This window comes from Bacillus sp. FSL P2-0069 (assembly GCF_038593315.1).
Lineage (GTDB): Bacteria > Bacillota > Bacilli > Bacillales > Bacillaceae > Bacillus > Bacillus safensis.
This window is the reverse complement of record NZ_CP151984.1, coordinates 275052-292682: the sequence shown is the minus strand read 5'-3', so window position 1 is coordinate 292682 and position 17631 is coordinate 275052. Positions and strand designations below refer to the sequence as shown.

At 41.7% G+C, this 17631-nt stretch carries 19 protein-coding genes; 9 read left to right on the top strand and 10 right to left on the bottom strand.

Features of this window, described 5'->3' with window-relative positions; genetic code table 11:
* Window positions 1–55: 55 nt before the first annotated feature.
* The 4 genes from NSQ34_RS01615 to NSQ34_RS01600 form a co-directional block, all read right to left on the bottom strand.
* Window positions 56–835, bottom strand: coding sequence for a TerC family protein (locus NSQ34_RS01615; protein ID WP_024424355.1), 780 nt, complete (start codon window positions 833–835; stop codon window positions 56–58).
* A 140-nt stretch (window positions 836–975) separates the two neighbouring features.
* A complete protein-coding gene (locus NSQ34_RS01610) occupies window positions 976–1554 on the bottom strand; it encodes a TerD family protein (protein WP_007498343.1) in 579 nt (192 codons plus the stop codon).
* Between the two features lie 41 nt (window positions 1555–1595).
* Window positions 1596–2177: a TerD family protein gene (locus NSQ34_RS01605; RefSeq protein WP_024424356.1), complete on the bottom strand. Its 582-nt coding sequence runs from the start codon at window positions 2175–2177 to the stop codon at window positions 1596–1598.
* A gap of 20 nt (window positions 2178–2197) precedes the next feature.
* The gene (locus NSQ34_RS01600) at window positions 2198–2800 is read right to left on the bottom strand and encodes a TerD family protein (RefSeq protein WP_024427228.1); all 603 of its coding nucleotides are present in this window, start codon (window positions 2798–2800) and stop codon (window positions 2198–2200) included.
* 406 nt (window positions 2801–3206) lie between these two features.
* On the opposite strand from NSQ34_RS01600, the gene NSQ34_RS01595 reads away from it, so the two are divergent.
* Both NSQ34_RS01595 and NSQ34_RS01590 read left to right on the top strand, forming a co-directional pair.
* Window positions 3207–4199 carry an LLM class flavin-dependent oxidoreductase gene (locus tag NSQ34_RS01595; RefSeq protein WP_024427227.1) on the top strand — a complete coding sequence of 331 codons (993 nt, stop codon included), beginning with the start codon at window positions 3207–3209 and terminating at the stop codon, window positions 4197–4199.
* A 210-nt stretch (window positions 4200–4409) separates the two neighbouring features.
* Window positions 4410–5450, top strand: coding sequence for an acyltransferase family protein (locus NSQ34_RS01590; protein WP_254001549.1), 1041 nt, complete (start codon window positions 4410–4412; stop codon window positions 5448–5450).
* 20 nt (window positions 5451–5470) lie between these two features.
* Here the strand turns inward: NSQ34_RS01590 and NSQ34_RS01585 are convergent, their stop codons facing one another.
* Window positions 5471–6250, bottom strand: coding sequence for a glucose 1-dehydrogenase (locus NSQ34_RS01585; RefSeq protein WP_024427225.1), 780 nt, complete (start codon window positions 6248–6250; stop codon window positions 5471–5473).
* Between the two features lie 119 nt (window positions 6251–6369).
* A complete protein-coding gene (locus NSQ34_RS01580) occupies window positions 6370–6798 on the bottom strand; it encodes a cell wall hydrolase (protein WP_024424361.1) in 429 nt (142 codons plus the stop codon).
* A 527-nt stretch (window positions 6799–7325) separates the two neighbouring features.
* Here NSQ34_RS01580 and NSQ34_RS01575 point away from each other — a divergent pair.
* Window positions 7326–8387, top strand: a complete 1062-nt coding sequence (locus NSQ34_RS01575) for a DUF4352 domain-containing protein (protein WP_034283205.1) — start codon at window positions 7326–7328, stop codon at window positions 8385–8387.
* 180 nt (window positions 8388–8567) lie between these two features.
* On the opposite strand, the gene NSQ34_RS01570 is transcribed toward NSQ34_RS01575, so the two are convergent.
* The 3 genes from NSQ34_RS01570 to NSQ34_RS01560 all read right to left on the bottom strand — a co-directional run bounded on the left by NSQ34_RS01570 (window position 8568) and on the right by NSQ34_RS01560 (window position 10952).
* Window positions 8568–8879, bottom strand: a complete 312-nt coding sequence (locus NSQ34_RS01570; RefSeq protein ID WP_098677394.1) for a hypothetical protein — start codon at window positions 8877–8879, stop codon at window positions 8568–8570.
* A gap of 157 nt (window positions 8880–9036) precedes the next feature.
* Window positions 9037–10212: an ABC transporter permease gene (locus NSQ34_RS01565; protein WP_098677393.1), complete on the bottom strand. Its 1176-nt coding sequence runs from the start codon at window positions 10210–10212 to the stop codon at window positions 9037–9039.
* On the bottom strand, window positions 10212–10952 hold the full coding sequence (locus tag NSQ34_RS01560) for an ATP-binding cassette domain-containing protein (RefSeq protein ID WP_098677392.1): 741 nt from the start codon (window positions 10950–10952) through the stop codon (window positions 10212–10214). The genes NSQ34_RS01565 and NSQ34_RS01560 overlap by 1 nt, the downstream gene beginning before the upstream one ends.
* Window positions 10953–11113: 161 nt before the next feature.
* Between NSQ34_RS01560 and NSQ34_RS01555 the strand changes: the two genes are divergently transcribed.
* Window positions 11114–11815 (top strand): LytTR family DNA-binding domain-containing protein, encoded by a 702-nt coding sequence (locus NSQ34_RS01555; protein ID WP_025092773.1) that lies wholly within the window; start codon window positions 11114–11116, stop codon window positions 11813–11815.
* A gap of 11 nt (window positions 11816–11826) precedes the next feature.
* Entirely contained in the window at window positions 11827–12792 is a 966-nt protein-coding gene (locus NSQ34_RS01550) for a GHKL domain-containing protein (protein WP_176967354.1), read from the top strand.
* Between the two features lie 32 nt (window positions 12793–12824).
* Here NSQ34_RS01550 and NSQ34_RS01545 read toward each other — a convergent pair whose 3' ends face one another.
* On the bottom strand, window positions 12825–13754 hold the full coding sequence (locus NSQ34_RS01545; protein WP_034283198.1) for an aldo/keto reductase: 930 nt from the start codon (window positions 13752–13754) through the stop codon (window positions 12825–12827).
* Between the two features lie 159 nt (window positions 13755–13913).
* Here NSQ34_RS01545 and NSQ34_RS01540 point away from each other — a divergent pair, with 159 nt between their 5' ends.
* The 4 genes from NSQ34_RS01540 (at window position 13914) to NSQ34_RS01525 (ending at window position 17618) form a co-directional block, all read left to right on the top strand.
* Window positions 13914–14378, top strand: coding sequence for a DUF1453 domain-containing protein (locus tag NSQ34_RS01540; RefSeq protein WP_231293948.1), 465 nt, complete (start codon window positions 13914–13916; stop codon window positions 14376–14378).
* An 18-nt stretch (window positions 14379–14396) separates the two neighbouring features.
* Complete coding sequence (locus NSQ34_RS01535; protein WP_176967355.1) at window positions 14397–15611, top strand: sensor histidine kinase; 1215 nt, start codon at window positions 14397–14399, stop codon at window positions 15609–15611.
* Window positions 15608–16264: a response regulator transcription factor gene (locus NSQ34_RS01530; RefSeq protein ID WP_176967356.1), complete on the top strand. Its 657-nt coding sequence runs from the start codon at window positions 15608–15610 to the stop codon at window positions 16262–16264. Before NSQ34_RS01535 ends, NSQ34_RS01530 begins: the two co-directional genes overlap by 4 nt.
* Before the next feature lie 313 nt (window positions 16265–16577).
* Window positions 16578–17618, top strand: a complete 1041-nt coding sequence (locus tag NSQ34_RS01525; RefSeq protein ID WP_034283192.1) for a DUF4352 domain-containing protein — start codon at window positions 16578–16580, stop codon at window positions 17616–17618.
* The last annotated feature ends 13 nt before the right edge of the window (window positions 17619–17631 follow it).

Here is a 17631-nt window from a genome sequence, read left to right as displayed (position 1 = left end):
TGATGATTCAAAAAAGGATGGAGCCGCTAATCAACTCCATTCCTTTTTGATCGTCCTATTCTTCTTTTGAAGCCGCAGCTTCGTTTGTCACTTCTTGATGTTTCTTCTTATTGATTTTATGAACGATAAACGTTCCGATAAATGCTAGGATAATAATCGCAAAGAATACAAGATGCGGGATTTCAATGTGAGCAGCACTCAAGCCCATTTTGATCGCAATGATCCCGATGAGAATAAACGCAGTATTCTCGAGCTCTGGGATACGATCAATGAGAACAAGGAATAACTGCGCGACTGTACGCATCATGAGAATTCCAAGCATTCCGCCTAATAGTAGAATCCATACTTCCTCAGATACAGCGAATGCTGCAAGAATACTATCAACCGAGAAGGCAAGGTCCATAATTTCAACAGAAATAACAGTTGCCCAGAACACACCAAAGACTCGAATCAACCAGCCTTCTTTTTTCAGTTCCTTCGCTTCATCATCGCCGTCACCTAACCAGAAGTGCTTAATAACAAGCCATGCTAAGTAAGCAGCTCCGAGGACCTTAATCCACCAGAACTTAATAAGCAGCATCCCTACGCCAATGAATAGAAAACGGAAGAAATAAGCGCCAATTAATCCGTAGGTTAATGCCTTTTTACGCTGCTTTTCTGGTAGATGTTTCACCATCACAGCTAATACAAGTGCGTTATCTGCTGATAACAATCCTTCAAGCACGACAAGAGTCCCAATAAGCCCCCAAGAGACAGGGTCTGTTAATACCTCTGCCCACATATGCCAATCAAAAAACGAGGCATAAGTATCCAACATATGTTTCAAAATGTCCAACTGGTTTTCCTCCTATAAGTGTAGAAGCATCAGCAGGCTTTCGCCTGCTGCTATTCTTGATCGCTGTTTCTTTCTCACTTAGGAAAAGGCCCTCATATGAGCTTTTGACAGCATCTCTTGAACTGATTTGTTTCTCTTATTTACACTTCTAACCCATAATTTTGACAAAGAGCTGCAAGTCCGCCAGAGAATCCGCTTCCGATCGCGTTAAACTTCCAATCACTTCCGTGTCGGTACAATTCACATACCACAACAGCTGTTTCAATTGAGAAGTCTTCGCCTAAATCGAAGCGAATCAATTCTTCCCCGCCCTCTTCATTTACAACACGAACAAATGCATTAGAGACTTGTCCAAAATTCTGGCTGCGCGCCTCTGCATCATGGATCGTAACTGTAATTCCGATACGATCAATGTTAGCAGGAATTTTCGAGAAATCAACGAGAATTTGCTCGTCATCTCCATCTCCTTCACCCGTACGGTTATCACCTGTATGAGTGACACTGCCGCTCGGATGCTGAAGGTTATTATAGAACACAAAATCTGTATCTTGCTGACAACGATTGTTTGCATCTACCAAGAAAGCCGAAGCGTCCAAATCAAATTCGGCTCCGCCAGAATATTTATTCGTATCCCAGCCAAGACCGATCATCACTTTCGTCAGCCCTGGGTTGGTTTTGGTTAAATCGACACGTTGTCCTTTTGAAAGCTGAATCGCCATATTCGTATCTCTCCTGTCTTTGAAAATAGGAAACTATTGCGTTATCCGATATCTAAGCCAAAGTCCGTTGCAATGCGGGCAAGACCGCCTTGATAGCCTGATCCGACAGCTGAGAATTTCCATTCCCCGCCATGACGGTATAATTCACCTACAATAATGGCTGTCTCAATTGAGAAATCCTCTGCCAAATCGTAGCGAATGAGTTCTTCATTCGATGCTGCATTTAAAATACGTACATATGCGTTAGACACTTGTCCGAAATTTTGACTGCGCGCTTCTGCATCATGAATTGTAATGACAAATGAAATCTTTTCAACACTTGCCGGTACAGCTGCAAGGTCAACATTGACCTGCTCGTCATCTCCGTCCCCTTCACCAGTGCGGTTATCGCCTGTATGTACGACACTTCCACCTCCGCCAGTTGTTTGGTTGTAAAAGACAAAGTCAGATGGAGAGCTTGCTTTACCTGCCGCATCTAAAAGGAATACACTTGCGTCTAGATCAAAGTCATGTCCGCCGTCATACTTATTGACGTCCCAGCCAAGACCGACGACTACTTTTGTTAAACCTGGATTCGTTTTTGTTAAATCAATTTTTTGACCTTTCGCTAAAGAAATTCCCACTAGGAACCTCTCCCTTCTGTTTAAATATAGTTTCTCGTAATATCTGCAAGCTTCGCATCATTTGTACCATTTCCAAGCGCCGCAAACTTCCACTCATTCTCGTGACGATAAAGCTCTCCGACGATTAATGATGTTTTTCCTGCATAATCATCTTTTAAATTATATTTCACTAATTCTTGATTGTTTGAACGATCAACGATGCGAATGTAAGCATTTTGAATCATACCAAAGTGTTGGTTTCTTCTAAGGGCATCATAAATGTTCACGACAAACACCAATTTATTCACATTACCCGGCACCTTGCTCAAGTTGACGAGGACTTGTTCATCATCTCCGTCTCCTTCACCAGTCAGGTTGTCACCTGTATGTTCAACACTACCGCATTTGCTCTTTAGGTTGCCAAAATAAATCAAATCTTTATTTTCCGTAAACTTATCATTTTTCAGCATGAGCACTGAAGCATCACAATCAACATCAGCGCCGCCTCCGCCGCCAAACAGCTTTCCTAAAAATCCGCCGCCTTGTGATACAGGGTCCCAGCCAAGTCCAACAAGAATATTCGTCAGCCCTGTTTTCCCTTTTGTTAAATCAATACGTTGACCTTTTTCTAATGTAATCGCCAAATCAATCACTCCTCCAGCATAATAAAAATCTATTTATTAAGCGATGGACCCTATTAAAATCATCATACATGAAAATTCGACAAAATTCATGAAATGACATTGGAGCCTCTTACTCTTTTTTCTATTTACTAGTATATACGATCTATGTTCAAGATAGGTTTCAAACACTTTATATTTTTTTAACGAAAGATGCACATTGGAAATGGTTCATGTCGTTAATGAAGTGTTTCATGTGAAACATTGTCGAAAGTTCCCGATGAACAGCTCTTGCTGATAAGGAGTGTATTGATGTGGTTTCATATGTTGATATAGAAAAGATAAAAGCAAAGGATAAACCCTTTCGTTTCCTTCCACCTATGGATTTCTTTATACTTATATTCAGCATGTTGATGAAAGGATGTTGATGATGCCATCACTTCATATATTAGATCAAGTCGCCATTCCTAAAGGTCAGTCTGCTCAGGAGACATTGATTCATACAACGCAGCTGGCTCAGCTGGCTGAAACGCTTGGGTATGAGCGCTATTGGTTCGCTGAACACCACAGCACAAGAGGGCTCGCTAGTACAGCGCCTGAAATATTAATGGCTCATATTGCGGCTCATACAACGACCTTGCGTACCGGATCTGGCGGTATTTTACTTCCTCAGTACAGTCCTTTTAAAGTAGCAGAGGTCACGCGGCAGCTTGAAGCCCTTTATCCTGGACGGATTGAGATTGGTGTCGGCAAATCTCCAGGCGGGATCGAAAGGACGAGGCTCGCTTTGACAGACGGCGTGCCTAAAGATCTGTCTCAGTTTGACCGCCAGCTGAAGGATCTTCTTTTTTACTTATCAGACAGCCTGCCTTCTGGTCATCCGCATACAGGCGTGAAAGCTGCTCCGCTTGTTGATACTCATCCGCCGGTTTGGCTGCTTGGGCTGGGAGAAAATAGTGCCATGCAGGCGGCGGAGCTTGGAATCAACTATATTTTCGGCCACTTTATCCATCCTGCACGCGGCACACAAGCATTTGAGACGTATCGATCACACTTTTCTCCATCTGTCTTTTCTAGTCAGCCACAATCTATGTTTGCCGTCTTTGTCATCTGCGGTGAAACAGATGAAGAAGCAGACAGGATCGCCAGCAGTACAGATTTATGGCTGCTTCGTGTTGAAAAGGGACTGGACAGCCGCGTTCCTTCTATAGAAGAAGCAAGCGCCTATCACTACACCACACAGGAAAAGAAAAAAGTGCTGCAAAACCGCCAGCGGATGATTGTCGGCTCGAAGAAAACGGTGAAAGAACAATTACAGACCTTGATGGACCGCTATCAAACGGATGACATCATGATTCTGAACAATTCCTTTGATCCGATCGAAAAACAACGTTCCTTCAAGCGAATAGCAGAATTATTTTGAAGCCAGCTTTCCAGGCTTCTTTTTTACATTGTCATAAAAAATGGGAAATGTAACATCAAGATGTCAAAATCCTTCCTTCTGTCATCTGATCGCAAATGTGTCTTCTAATCGTTAGCGAACTGTAAACGCATAAGAGGTGTACCTTTTATATAGTAGAGGTACATATTCAATGAACGGTTTACAACGCTGAGAAAGAAGGAGATGACAGACATGAAAAAGAGACTCGATTGGGTTGATGCAGCTAAAGGAATTGGCATTCTGCTCGTGGTCATGGCGCATGTGCCCATTCCAGATTCGCTCAAGCAATTCATTTACTCTTTTCATATGCCGCTTTTCTTTTTACTATCAGGCATGATGTTTCGATCATCCTCATCCCCTGCTCTGTCATTTATTCAGAAAAAAGCCAAAAGTTTACTCTTGCCCTATCTCTATTTCTCCATCATTACGTATGTATTTTGGTTCTCCGTTACCCGTTTTTTCGCATTCAAGGGACAAACGGATATTGATCCTTTCGTTCCGTTTACAGGTATTTTCATATCCAATGCAGATGAAGCAAGACTCACACATAACCCAGCGATTTGGTTTTTAACGACGCTCTTTTTAGTGGAAATTTTATTTTTCTTTATGCATCGTCTTTCTAAAGGAAAAACCGCTGCCGTGATCTTGCTGACTGTTCTTTGCGGAGGTGCTGGATATGCCTCTACCTTGCTTTTAGATCAAAGTCTTCCTTGGAACGCCAATGTCGCCTTGACGGCTGTTGTGTTTTATTCGATTGGATTTTTAGCAAAGCAATGGTTTGTGGAATTAAAAACAGATCCAACCCTTCTTTTATGTACAGGTCTGCTTGTGCTGACGGCTTACATGCAAAGCTTTAATTCACGGATCGATATGCGCGTCAACGACTACGGTGATCTCTTTATTTTCTACGCATGTGCTCTGCTCGGTTCGGCTGCCGTGATTTATTTAAGCTTTAAATTGAAAACATCCCCTATTTTGACGTATCTAGGACGTAATTCTATTGTCATTCTTGTCTTGCAGTTTGCCGGTATCGATATCATGAAAGCATTTGTTTTTTATGGACTCGGTATCAATATTGCTGATACAGCACAGCTCTCTTGGACACTTTTTTATACGATTGGCACATTGCTGCTCATGGTGCCATGTATCTCCTTCCTGAGCAAATACCCGGTGCTGCTCGGCAAACCGGCCAAAGCCGCTCAACGCTACGAACAAAAAACATCCGCCGGATGAACAGGCGGATGTTTTTTGGATTAATCATTGATTTGAGAAGGATAAAGTGTCATTCCACCATCTACAAATAAGGTGGTGCCTGTGATATACGCCGCTTCCTTAGAAACGAGGAATGCAGCAGCGGCCCCAATCTCCTTCGGTTCACCAAAAGTTCTCATCGGAATTTTCTCAAGCTGCTTTTGTTTTTTCAATTCATCCTGTAAATCATCATTCGATTCGGTTGCCATGGTACCCGGCGCAATCGCGTTGATTCGAATACCTGCTTCGGCATAATCAAGAGCCAGCGTCTTCGTCATCATATTCATTCCGCCCTTTGAAGTGGAATAATGAACATTGAACGGGCGCGGAATTTCCTGATGGACACTGGAAATATTTAAAATAGATCCTTTGATGTCATGCTCCATCATATAGGCGAGCGCAGCCTTTGCGCCTAAAAATGCACCTGTTATGTTGACATCGATGACGTTTTGCCATTGCTCCAGCGTCATCTCATGCGGCAGCGCTTCTTCGCCGTTGAAGCCTGAATTATTGACGAATACATCTACTGTACCGAAATGCTCCAGTGCTGTATCCATGATGGCTTGGATGCCTTCCTCTTTGGAGACATCTGCGTGTACTTTCACCGCCCCACCTCCGTGCTTCTGAATGGCTTGTACGGTCTCTTCAGCTCCATCTTCATCGCCTTTATAGTTCACAACCACATTCATTTCCTCTTGTCCAAACCGCAATGCGATCGCTTGTCCAATTCCTTTTGAAGAACCTGTGACAATGGCTGTTTTCCCTTTTAAATCTTGATACATCTTCATTTCCTCCATTCACGTGCTTCATCTTGCTGATACACAATGGTTACCCATTTTGGAAAAAACAAAAACACAACCCTCTGCATTTGTACTCTAAGAGGGTTGTGCGTTTCATCAAGCTAAAAGGTGTTATAAACATTTTCACACGTTTCGGCGGTTGGCTGATAAAAGCAATGCGACTTATACCTTGCCACAAACGGCTGATTGTACCAAGTCGCCGGACAATCGCCAGGCGGTTTAAAATACCAAAGGCTGAATTTTGCCGGCCAAAAACGTTCTCCGTTAATATTTCTCCGCGCAAGTGTTTTTTCCGTTTCTCGTGCTCGCTGATAGAAGTAACCATGCGTGACCGCTTCAAATGCATGCTCCTGATAAATCATTTGTGGAATCGTACGCAGCCCTTTAAAGTCAGAGCAGTTGGCACGCAAACGATTGATGCCCACGTTTCCTACGAGCAGCATCCCTCGCCTCCCTTCACCTTCTGCCTCCGCTCTCAGCAGTCTGGCCATTAAATCAATATCAGAGCTTGTCGCTCTTACCACTGCCATACATCCACCTCCAGTTCGTTTCTCTTTTATTTTATGTAGCGTTTCTGTGTAGATGACTGCCATTTTGACATGAAAAAGCACGTTCAGTGTCGGCAGCCTGTCTAAATTTGCTGGACATGTGTCTCGCTGCCAACAACACTCAAACCAAGTGACCATATACATAACAGGAAGAAATATTCATTACTATATACTCATTTACAAGTCATAAAAATCCTTCTAATTGCGACATCATCTTCAAAAACAGTCATTTGAACCTATTCAATAATCCGACTCAAAACCTTAAAATATAAAATGTTGAGTTTCTACAGGAGATATCAAATAATAAATTACAAGTTTCTCCTCTCAACTTAGTGTCATTTTTACTACTTGAAGCCAATCAACCTCGGAAACGCACTGAGGTATTGACAGTACTTTCGCTTCATTCTACAGTAAAAAACATACAGTATTTTTCTTTTTGTGCAAAAAGAATGATATGAACTACAGCTTTTCAATGAAATTCACCATAAACCCGAGGAGGAAAACACGCCATGTTTAAAAAGAAATTATCCCTGTTTCTTCTGATCTTGTGTGTAACTGTTGTCGCTGCTGCTTGTAGTGGTGGAAAAGACAAAACAGCTGCGAAAGAAAACGATACCAAAAAATCTCTTGATGCAGCAGAGGTAAAGGTAGAAAGTGCTGAGTACACATTACCACCTCAATACGATACATCTGTACAGGATGATCAGTATGTACTAAAAGTGAATGTATCTGTAAAAAATATCAGCAAAGAGCCTCTCAATGTTGATAAAAGCAACTTCACGCTTTACCAAGATGACGCACAGGTATCTACGATCTCTCCAGATGACTACAACGAAGTATTATCTTCAAGCTCTTTAAATGCAGACAAAGTCACAAAAGGCGGTCTTTTCTTTGTTGTTGATAAAGAAAAAGACTATCAGCTTGTGTACACAGAGCCAGGCAGTGGTTCTAAAAAAGATGACAAAACACTAGAGTTCGATATTAAAGGTAAAGACTTAATGAAAAAAGCAGATACACTTCAAGCATCTGCAAAAGCTCTTTCTTCTTATATTGATGTGATGATTTTTGGTAAGAAAAACGACGATTTTGAAAAACTAACAGGTGATAACAAATCAACTGTTGTGAACGAATTTGATAAATCATTCAAGCAAGGCTATATCACTTCTTCTGGTATTTCTTCTAGCTCAGCGAAGGACGAAAACCTCGATAAGCTTTTAAAAGCAGTGAAAGAAACATTAGCTGAAAAATCAAAAGTATCAACAAAAACAAAAGCGATCAGTGGTGATAAAGCTGTCGTGACTGTGACTCTGACACCAATCGATGCAAGTCCGCTTGTCGATCGTTTGAAAGAGAAAGCAACTGAGTTCTACAGCAAAAACCGTTCAGCTTCTTATGATGAAGCGCAAAAATACTTACTATCGATTTACCCAGATGAGTTTAAAAAATTAGGACCATCATCTTCTGAAGAAACAGTAGAAGTCAACATGAAGAAAAATGATATCGACCAATGGAAACTTGATTTGAACGATTACAAAACAAGCTCATTAGTTGAGAAATTCATCAAGAACTAAAGGAAAACCCCCGATCCCGGGGGTTTTTTCTTAATTTATTTCGGTTGTTTCCTATATTTGATTCCGAAATACAGAGAAGAAAGCAAGAAAATCGCCAGCCACACCCACTGAATATCCACCATAAATATAGTAATGGCTGCTAATATAGTGAGATCGGGCTTTTTTCATATCGCGAATATTTTATAAAGATGAATTCCTCTTTTCAGCTTCATATTCTTTAATGATCTCAATTGGATCAACCGCATCTTCCTCTTGTACGTATTCCTCTACATAAGGAGTTGTTAATTTTTCAAACCTTTGCTCATCGTCTATTAAAGCAATATAGACATCATATCCCTCATAATCAGAAGGGAATAACGTTGCAGTAGAACTACCGGTTTCTAAAGCCTTGTCTATTGCATTTCTTAATTCTAATAAACCTACCCTGTTTCCCAAAATAAAGGCTTCAAAATGGTGTGTTTGCTGAGCATATATATTACATAGTCCTAACACATCATCGTCATCTGTTTGATAAGACCTACCCGAACTTCTTTATTTGGCAAAATTAGGATAATTATATCATTTCCTCTTCCATCATGCTATCGCGAGCCTCTTTTATATGAATCTCTGAATATAAAAAAACTTGCAGAACATATCTGCAAGTTTTTCTTTATTTCGCAAGCATCCATTTCTCTTTCATAAACAAGCTTCTGACGATGACAAACAGGATGACGACTGCCAAGGCTGAGGAGCCGAGTGTCAGGGCGATGGACATTGGATCGATGATACCAAACATCAATTGCTTACACAGCGCATGAATATTGAGGAATGGGATGGCAAAGTAATACGTATCTAGCTGCGTAGCACCCGCTCTCATGGTAAAGAACATTGGGAGCACACCTAGTGTAATGATCATGGACATGTACGACTGCGCTTCTTTGACTGAGCCCGACATCACACTGAGCAGCAATTCAATCATGGATACCATGAAGGAGAAGATGATAAGCGCCGCAAACATGACGCCGATAATGCTCCACATTTGATCACCAAAGTTCAGAGCTTGCTTCAGCTTTTCTGTAAAGAGCAAAGTGGATAGAAGCAGCATCCCGATCGCCACAATCCCACTTAAAATACCGAACATAGAGACAGCGAGCCATTTTCCGATGAGAATCTGGAGTCTGCTGGCCGGTGTCAGGAATAAGGCTTCAATTGATTTTCGGTCTTTTTCACCTGCTACAATATCAAGCGCTGCCGGCAAAGCTCCTGAGATCACGGAGGTCACCAAAATCATTGGAAGGAGAATCGACAACAGCATAGCGGTCACTCCATTTTCCCCTTCATCACCTGCTTCTACATCAACGGACTGCACTTCAAACGGATGTATAACGGACGTATCGATTTGATCCGCTGCTAAGCGCTTCTCGACCACCTGGTTTTGATACTGCTCCAGCAATGATTGCAGCATTTGAACGGTGATCACTGAATCATCATCTGTCGTATATCCATGAATTTTAATGGCGAATGGCTTTTGATGCTTGAGCATATCACCTGCTTCTTTCGGCATTTCCAGGTAAGCATTTGCCTCCCCATCCTTGACGGCTTGCTGCGGATCATCAAATGTTTCAAGGTTTAGGTTTTTGACCTCTTTGATCATTTGGTTCATTTCGGCTGGAAGCTGTTCATTGATGGCGACTGTATAGGCTTTATCCCCTGGATCTGCAATCATGCTTTCATAAAAGAACACCAGCCCAAGCATCGTCAAAAGAGGAATCAGCACGGTTAAGAGTAACGTTTTTCTGTCCCTTAGCGCATCTGTCATTTCTTTCAAAAAGACGGTTTTCCACATTATGAAATCCCCCTAGCGAGCTTCGACATAAAGATATAGTTCAAGTCTTCACTTTGTTCCTGTGCATATAATTCTGGAAGTGTCCCTTTGTACACAAGCTCTCCTTGATGAATCATCATCACACTGTCGCAAAGCTGGCTGACTTCTTCCATGATGTGGCTTGAAAAGAGGATCGTTTTATTTTGCTGCTTGAGCTGATGGATAAAATCTCTGAAAATATTACTCGACGTGATATCTAAGCCTGTTGTCGGCTCATCAAATAAGATAATGTCAGGATCATGAATTAACGTTCTGGCAATCGCCACCTTTTGTTTCATCCCTCTTGAGAATCCTTTCACCTTGCGATCCATATATTGTCTCATTCCAAAACGCTTTGCCAAATCCTCTATTCTTGCTTTGATTTCATGCTGATCTAAGCCATATAATTTGCCAAAGTATTCAAGGTTTTCTCTTGCCGTCAAACGGTCGTAAAGCCCCGTCTCTCCGCCAAACAAGACACCAATTCGTTTTTTCACTTCTGTTGCTTCTTTCACTGTATCAAAGCCTGCAACAGTGACTGTTCCGTGTGTAGGCTCTAATAATGTGGCTACGGCGCGCAATAATGTCGTTTTTCCTGCACCATTTTCTCCTAAGATGCCAACGACTTCCCCTTCCTTCACGGAGAACGTCATATGTTTCATCGCTTTCACGACTTTTTTCTTATCTTTAAACCAGCAGCTGCAATCGCCGAGAGTAATCATTTGGTTCGCCCCTTTCAACTTTCTAAGTCTATGATAGAAAAAATAATGCCTGCCTGATATAAAAATGTCGCGAAACGTCCTTTTTCTGTCTTGAAATGATCTATTTCAAAAAAACAAATGGTAAAATAGACAAATAATAAGAAGAGTCATAGGTGATTTTTATGATAAAAGTAGGCCTCGTCGATGATTACCGAGTAGATTTAGAAAAGCTGCACGCCATTGTAGGCAGGATGGAGGCTGTGGACATTGTCTTTGTCACGCAGTCAGCAGAGGATGCATATGAGAAGGTCAAAAAAGGAGACATTGATCTGTTGTTCGCTGACATTGAAATGCCTGGAATGTCCGGCTATGAACTAGCGGACCTCATTCACTCTCACGCACTGAATGTCGATGTGGTCTTTGTTACAGGAAACAGTGGATATGCGGTCCATGCGTTTGATTTGAATGTACATGATTATATTATGAAGCCCTACCAAGCTGATCGAATTGCGAAATGCTTAGAGCGTTATATGTCCACCAAGCAGGAGAAAAGCATTCATGGACGGCTTCTCATTAAACAGCAGTCAGATATTCATGTGCTGCAGAAAAAAGATGTCATTTTTGTTGAACGAACGGGCCGCTCAACAACTATCGTGACAACGACAGGAGATATTCAGACCTATCAGACATTAAACGAGTTAAAGGGCGATCTGGCTGAAAAGGATTTTATCCGCTCCCACCGATCGTTTATCATCAATATTCATTACATTAAGAATTTCTCGGCGTATGCTAAAAATTCGTATATCGTGTCTTTTGAAGGTACAGATAAAAAAGCCATGATGACCAAGCAGCAATTAGAATTCTTTAAGAAATACTATTTTTAAGGAGAACGAACGTGAACGCTTTCTATCTTGGATTTCGCATTTATGCCCTCATATGGTTAGGTCTTGCGTTTCATGCAGCTGCTGAAGCCTTTCTGCCGTTACCATCCATTGTGTTGTGGCTTCTTACCTTTTGCGCGATGTGTGTTTATACATTTTTCATGTACAAAAGATTTTTGCCTCATACGAGTGGTGATGTGATATTAGGCGCTTTTATACTCATCACCTGCGCAGGTCTTTTGCTGTTTGTAACGCAACCGAATGGGCTGACCTATCTTTTGGCGCTCATCATGATGGTGACAGTTGATATCCTCTCATTGAAGGTGATGCAGACAGAAAAACAGTTAAATGGACGGCTTCAAGAGCTCATAAAAGCAGAATCAAGAACCAACGAATTACTTCTTGAGATGCGCAGTAAACATCATGAAACAGCCAGACATTTAAATGCCTTTTCTTCGTCGAACGACGAGCGTGAGATCAAAGATTTGATTCAGCAATACGTCAAACATTTCCCATGGATGAAAGGCGAAAATGCTTATTTGGCCTCTACCCTACACTCCTTTTTGGAGCGGGCTGAGAAAGAGGACATTGCACTTTCACTAGACCTTCAAGCACCCTTTTCATCGCTTCCCTTTTCAAAGGCGGATCAGGTTAGTTTTACTGGCAACCTGCTTGATAATGCCCTAGATGCAGCGATTGAAGCGAAGCAAGCCGGAAAAGAGGGCAGCATCTCGGTCACGACCTCTATTCGGAGCGGATTATTTTTAATCCATTGTGAAAACAGCACAAAAGGTATGGAAAAACACGTGCTAGATCATTTATTCAAAACTTTTGGCCGTTCGACAAAAGGCGGCGATCATCAAGGCATGGGGACGTATATCATTCAACAGCTTGTTGAAAAGGCAGACGGTACACTTGATTTCACTTACCGTTCTCCAAATTTGCGGCTCGTCATCAAAATCCCTCTCACCATGTCATAAAAAAAAGGTGCATAGCTGCACCTTTTTTAGTGTTAAGAGAAGATTTTATCAATTTGATTGATTTCCTCTTCTGTTAATTGAACATCGTTTGTTTTTAGGTTTTGCAGCACTTGGTCTGCTCGTTTTGCCCCTGGAATAATAGCATCAATGCCATCCTGCGCTAAGAGCCAAGCGAGTGCGACGTGTGCTGTTTCTGCATTCTTTGATTGAGCAATGGCTTTTAGCTTGTCTACTTTTTCGAGATTTGAAAGGAATGCATCGCCTTGGAAAAGCGGGTCCTTTGCTCGAATATCATCAAATGTCGCATCCTTTGTAAATTTCCCGGTCAACAAGCCTGATGCCAATGGGAAATAAGGAATAAAGGAGATCCCATGCTCGACGCAGTATGGAAGAAGATCCTGCTCTGCCTGACGTTTCAGCAGAGAATACTCCGATTGAAGCACATCTAAGTAGCCATCTCGATTAAAGGCTTGAAGCTGTTCAAAATCAAGGTTTGATGCACCGATTGCCCTGATTTTTCCTTCATCCTTCAATTCCTTTAATGTACCTGCTACTTCTTCGAGCGGCGTACGCCCGTCCGGGAAATGCATATAGTACAAGTCAATATAATCAGTTTGCAGCCGTTTCAGGCTATTTTCGACCTGCCCTCTTAAGAAATCACGGCTGTTATCAAGTTCAATTTGGCCGTTTACTTCTTTATGAGCCCCTTTTGTCGCAAGGACAAGCTTTTCTCTACCGCCTCTTTTGGCAATGATCTCACCGATTAATTCCTCTGAACGGCCCAGCCCATAAATAAAAGCAGAATCTAGGAAATTGACACCTTGATCAAGAGCCGTCTCCACAAGCTCCCGTCCAGCATCCTCACTTAGATTCGGGAATAAATTATGCCCGCCTACTGCATTCGTACCAAGCCCTATCGGATTTACCTGCAAATCAGTTCGTCCAAGCGTTACCTTTTTCAAAAGCTCATCTCCCTTATCTACATAATCATCCTTATTTTCCCACGAATCATTTCCAACATTCAAGTATACCGCTCTCTAAAAATCAACCTGCAGGTGGACGCTGCGAAAATAGCAGATGCGTATGATGAAGATAGACTAAAACGAAAAGGAGATCTTCTCATGACCATTCAAATTGTCATCATTATGATTATTCTGCTTTTAAGAACAGGCAAGGAAAAAGAAATCCGCCCCATCAGGCTTCTCATAGGACCACTCATTTTATTAGGCACACTCTCTTATTCCTTTACCCAGCATATTGAAATTACAGCGATGAGCCTGCTTGCAATGATTGTCTTTGCACTCACAGGTTTTGCAATCGGGCTATGGAGAGGTAAACTATACAAAGTAACATATGATCAACAGTCGGGGCGTATCACCGCCGCCAGCTCACTCTACGGAACACTTTTTTTCATCGGAATCATCCTTATCCGGATGACAGTAGGTTCAATTGTACAGGATGGCGGTCATTCCCTGATTATTTTCGCAAATGGCCTGACATTCCTTCCAATCGGCAGTATGATCGGATTACGTTTTATTCTTTTAAAAAAATATATGAACATCAAGGCATCTGCTGCTATTAACTGACAGACAGGAGTTTTTGATATGAACCTTCAGCAGCCGCTCAAGCTTTTAGGTCAAATAAGGCGAAAATTTGTATTAGGCCTTGTATTGATCTATATGTATATTCAAATGTATGAGCCCCTTTCAATAGGCGAATTGGTGTTTCGAACCTTCGTCTATTTGGTATTTCTCCTTTGTCTTTTTCCAAAAAGCAAGCTGTCACCTAAAAAGCAATTTTCTATGCTCTTCTTAATGTGGATTCTGACACATCTCTTGTGGCTGGTGACAGGTCAGATTCAAGACAGTATTGGGCTGACCTTTTTTATGATTGGCTTTATCGCTTTTCGTTTTTCAGAGGCGCATCACCCCTATCTATTTGCCATCATCTTTTTCACTAGTGGGATCAGCTATTATGTAAACGATTTTTCTTGGAACATGGTGATCACTCTCCCGCTATTCCAGCTGCTTGTGTATACACTTGTTTTGATTTCTAGAATGCGGCGGCGTGAACAGGAATTAAAGGAAGAACACTTCGGAGAATTGCAATTGGTTCACAAGGAATTATCAGAAGCCCATGAACAATTGAAAAAGGCGCATATGGAGCTTGAAGAAGCGACCGTTCAATCTCTCCAATTTGCAGTGCTGGAGGAGCGAAGCAGAATTGCACGTGACCTGCATGACAGCATCGGACACCAATTAACCTCGATGATTGTCCAGCTGCAGTCTTTGCCCTACCGTTTAAAGCAGGAAGAACCAGAGCAGATGACGCAGACGTTTCAGGAGCTGATCAATATTTCTAAAAATTGTCTCACCGAGGTTCGTTCTGTGGTTCATCATATGGCGTCAGATGATGCAGGTCTCGGACTTGCCGGACTTCGCAGCCTCATCAAGCAAGGAGAGATATCGGGTGAGCTTGACATTCACTTTCATACAGAGCAGCTTACGTATAAAAAATGGCCGCTCTCCGTATCTGAACTGCTTTACCGCATTTTACAAGAAGCCATCACCAATACAATTCGCCATGCCAAGGCGACCGCGATGACCATTACGCTATATAACCACCAGCATGAGCTGATGATGAACATTGAAGACGATGGATATTTGACCAGCGAAAAAGATCTTTCATTTGGCTTTGGGCTGTCAGGCATGAAGGCACGGTGTGACGCAGCAGGCGGTTCCCTCAAGACGTCCATACGCGAGCCGCACGGCTTCTGTATTCATATTCAAATTCCTATCAAGGAGGACTCCAAGGCATGACAAACCCTATTAAGATTGGCATTATTGATGATCAGCCGCTGATCCGCCAAGGATTTCGTTATATTGCAAGCGCTCAAGAGGATATTAACGTCATATGGGAGGCGTCAGACGGTCAGGAGGCGGTTACGCTTTGCTCGACCAACACTCCAGACGTACTGCTGATGGATGTACAAATGCCTGGAATGGATGGCATCACAGCAACAGAGCACATTTTAAAAAAGCATCCAGATGTAAAAGTTGTGATTCTCACGACCTTTGATACGGAAGAATACGTCTTTGACGGAATTCGTGCAGGGGCAGTCGGTTATTTGCTAAAGGATACAATGCCTGAGGAATTAATTGAGGCCATCCGCACCGCCTTTGCTGGTGAATCTGTCTTTCGAACGGCAGCCTCTGAGCACATGATGGCACGAGCTCTTCAGCAGGCAAATGATACACATCACACTCATCTGCTTCACGAATCATTCACAGAACGTGAACGCGATGTATTACAGCAAATGGCCTATGGCTTAAAGAATGAAGACATTGCTGATCAATTATTTATCAGCAAAAGTACGGTAAAAACGCATGTGCATCGTATTTTACAAAAGCTCAATGCACAAGACCGTACACAGGCTGTCGTCTTCGCCATCCGGCACCGCCTCGTGAAATAAAAACTACCTTCACTTCAAGATTTTTATACAAAAAACATTTAAAACCTAAAATAAATCTATAAATCAATACTTATTAACTAGTATATTATGCTTATTTAATTCCTTATTTTATAGGTGATTGTGTTAAAAATGATCAAAAATAGGGACTAAAACCTATTCCTCATCATGAATGAATTTCGATAGAATGAATAGTGCAAATCGTCATTAGGATATTTTCCCCTTTAACACCCGAATATACCATTCTATCTGTTTCTTTTTTCTTAGTCAGATAGCGGGAATGAAATGACGAAAGAAAAGCAAAGGAGCATCAACTGTGAATCTTAAAAAAATAAGTGCACTCCTCATGATTTCATTCGTGATGATCATCTCTGCAGCCTGCCAGAGCTCAGCCAAATCAACCGACGCTGATCAAAAGTCAACGAAAACAGCAGAGGTAAAAGTTAATAGCTACGAATATACGTTACCAGAAGACTCAACAACTACCCTGAGAGACAATGAATTGGTACTAAAAGTCAATCTGACGATCACAAATAAAGGTGACAAAGCCCTTTCATTATATAACTCTGACTTCTCCCTTTATCAGGACGATGCCAAAGTATCTGATTTAAAATTCTACGGCAGCAAAGACCGTCTTGACCTTGGTTCATTGAACAAAGGCAAGTCACTTTCAGGAGCACTTTATTTCCTAGTAGACAAAGGGAAAAAATATCAGTTTGTCTATCAGGACAGCATCAAGAAAAACAGTGATTCCATCCAAATCGACCTAGATGGAAACAAAATACTCGATTCAGCAAAAAAGCTGGATAACCCAGCAAAAGCGTTATCCGCTTATACCGATATTATTGTTTTTGATAAAAAGAACGATGAATTCGCAGATTTAACGGGTGACAACCAATCGGATGTCGTCAATAAATACCATGAGATGTTTGTAAAAGACTTCAAAAGAAGTGCAGGAATATACGGAAATGAAGTGAGTGACCGAGATATTCTGTCGATGTACAAACGCATTCAAAACACCATGAAGGATAAAGCCAAAGTAGAAACAAGTGTGAAAACCATCTCTGATGACGAAGCAAAAGTTGTCGCTCAAGTAACAGGCATTGATGCTTCTAACTTAAAAGACAAGCTAGACAAGCAAAGAGACGAGTTTTACAACGGAAAAATCCGTTCAAAAGAAGAATTGTATAAAAAAAGCTTAAACATGTACGCATCTGAATTCGAAAAACTTCCTCCCGTTTCCAGCCCAGCTGAATATGAAGTGAAAATGAAACGTAATGGGGAGGGTCAATGGAAAATTGACCTCAATGATTATAATACAGAGCAGTACATGAGTGGTTTTATTAAAACGAGATAATCTAAAAAAGACG

What these genes read in the sequence shown, in the direction of transcription:
- NSQ34_RS01610 (WP_007498343.1), bottom strand. Translation starts at nt 1,554, where the DNA reads ATGGCGATTCAGCTTTCAAAAGGACAACGTGTCGATTTAACCAAAACC.
- NSQ34_RS01595 (WP_024427227.1), top strand. Translation starts at nt 3,207, where the DNA reads ATGCCATCACTTCATATATTAGATCAAGTCGCCATTCCTAAAGGTCAG.
- NSQ34_RS01590 (WP_254001549.1), top strand. Translation starts at nt 4,410, where the DNA reads ATGAAAAAGAGACTCGATTGGGTTGATGCAGCTAAAGGAATTGGCATT.
- NSQ34_RS01585 (WP_024427225.1), bottom strand. Translation starts at nt 6,250, where the DNA reads ATGTATCAAGATTTAAAAGGGAAAACAGCCATTGTCACAGGTTCTTCA.
- NSQ34_RS01580 (WP_024424361.1), bottom strand. Translation starts at nt 6,798, where the DNA reads ATGGCAGTGGTAAGAGCGACAAGCTCTGATATTGATTTAATGGCCAGA.
- NSQ34_RS01575 (WP_034283205.1), top strand. Translation starts at nt 7,326, where the DNA reads ATGTTTAAAAAGAAATTATCCCTGTTTCTTCTGATCTTGTGTGTAACT.
- NSQ34_RS01565 (WP_098677393.1), bottom strand. Translation starts at nt 10,212, where the DNA reads ATGTGGAAAACCGTCTTTTTGAAAGAAATGACAGATGCGCTAAGGGAC.
- NSQ34_RS01560 (WP_098677392.1), bottom strand. Translation starts at nt 10,952, where the DNA reads ATGATTACTCTCGGCGATTGCAGCTGCTGGTTTAAAGATAAGAAAAAA.
- NSQ34_RS01555 (WP_025092773.1), top strand. Translation starts at nt 11,114, where the DNA reads ATGATAAAAGTAGGCCTCGTCGATGATTACCGAGTAGATTTAGAAAAG.
- NSQ34_RS01540 (WP_231293948.1), top strand. Translation starts at nt 13,914, where the DNA reads ATGACCATTCAAATTGTCATCATTATGATTATTCTGCTTTTAAGAACA.
- NSQ34_RS01535 (WP_176967355.1), top strand. Translation starts at nt 14,397, where the DNA reads ATGAACCTTCAGCAGCCGCTCAAGCTTTTAGGTCAAATAAGGCGAAAA.
- NSQ34_RS01530 (WP_176967356.1), top strand. Translation starts at nt 15,608, where the DNA reads ATGACAAACCCTATTAAGATTGGCATTATTGATGATCAGCCGCTGATC.